Annotated in this window: 1 protein-coding gene; it reads right to left on the bottom strand. The window is 64.6% G+C overall.

What is annotated here, in order from left to right:
• Positions 1-1,244, bottom strand: a 1,244-nt coding sequence (locus D5S18_RS32400; RefSeq protein WP_120044959.1) for a KasA/KasB family beta-ketoacyl-ACP synthase, incomplete at its 3' end; no start/stop codon positions are given.
• Positions 1,245-1,290 lie beyond the last annotated feature (46 nt).

Here is a 1,290-nt window from a genome sequence, read left to right as displayed (position 1 = left end):
CGTCCGAAGGCGAGCGCGACATTGTGCCCACCGAACCCGAAGGAATTGTTGATCGCGTAATCGATCTCCTGGCGGCGAGCCTCGCCGTGCACCACATCCAGATCGATCTCCGGATCCTGGTTGTCCAGGTTGAGTGTCGGCGGGACGATACCGTCGCGCACGCTGAGCACGGTGAGTATCGACTCGAGCGCGCCGACCGCGCCGATCGAATGACCGAGCGCCGACTTGGGTGCGTACACCGAGGCGTGGCTGCCCACGGCCTTGTTGATCGCGTTCGCCTCCGCGGTATCCCCGATGGAGGTCGAGGTGGCGTGCGCGTTGATGTGGGTGATGTCCTTCTTGGTCAGGCCGGCGGTCTGAATGGCCCTGGCCATGGCGCGGGCGGCCCCGTCACCCGAGGGGTCCGGCGCGACCAGGTGGTAACCGTCGGAGGTGATGCCCGCACCCAGCAGTCGGGCGTGGATCGTGGCGCCGCGCGCCTTGGCATGCTCCTCGGTTTCGATGACCATGAGCGCGCCCGCCTCACCGAAGACGAACCCGTCACGATCCTTGTCGAAGGGACGCGAGGCCCGCTTCGGATCATCGTTGCGGGTGCTCATGGCGCGCATCATGGAGAAGGCCGCGATCGGAATCGAATCGATGTAGCCTTCGACGCCACCGGTGACGACGATATCGGCGTCACCCATCACGATCATTCGCCAGGCGTTGGCGATGGCCTCGGAGCCGGATGAACATGCCGAGACCGGAGTGACCACTCCCGCCCGAGCCTTCAGTTCGAGACCCACGACGGCCGACGGACCGTTCGGCATGACCATCTGAACGGCCAGCGGCGAAATCTTGCGATAGCCACCGTTCTTCAGCTTGTCCACCGAATCGATGAGTGCGTCGCCGCCGCCCAGCCCGGTACCGATGGCCACACCCAAACGTTCGGGGTCGACCTCCGGGCTGCCCGCGTTCTTCCACACTTCCCGACCGAGCGCCATCGCCAAGCGCTCGACATACGCCATGCGCCGGATCTCGACTCGATCGAGCAGTGTGTCCGGGTTGACCTTCAGGTGTCCGCCGATGCGGACCGGAAGGTTGTATTCCTCGATGAAGGAATCCTCGAGAGCCTCGATCCCGCTCTCGCCGTTGAGGAGTCCCTTCCACGTCGCATCGACGTCACCCGCGATCGACGTGGTCGCCGCCAGGCTAGAGACGACGACGTTGGGGAAGTTCCCGTTCAAGGTGGAAGGAGTGGTCACAGGTTCGGCCCTACTCGGCTTCGTTCGAGAACTTGGCCTTGAGCTC

The sequence above is a fragment of the Nocardia panacis genome (genome assembly GCF_003598715.1).
In the GTDB taxonomy this organism is placed as follows: domain Bacteria; phylum Actinomycetota; class Actinomycetes; order Mycobacteriales; family Mycobacteriaceae; genus Nocardia; species Nocardia panacis.
The sequence above is the reverse complement of the archived record's forward strand: the minus strand, read 5'-3'. Positions and strand labels throughout refer to the sequence as shown.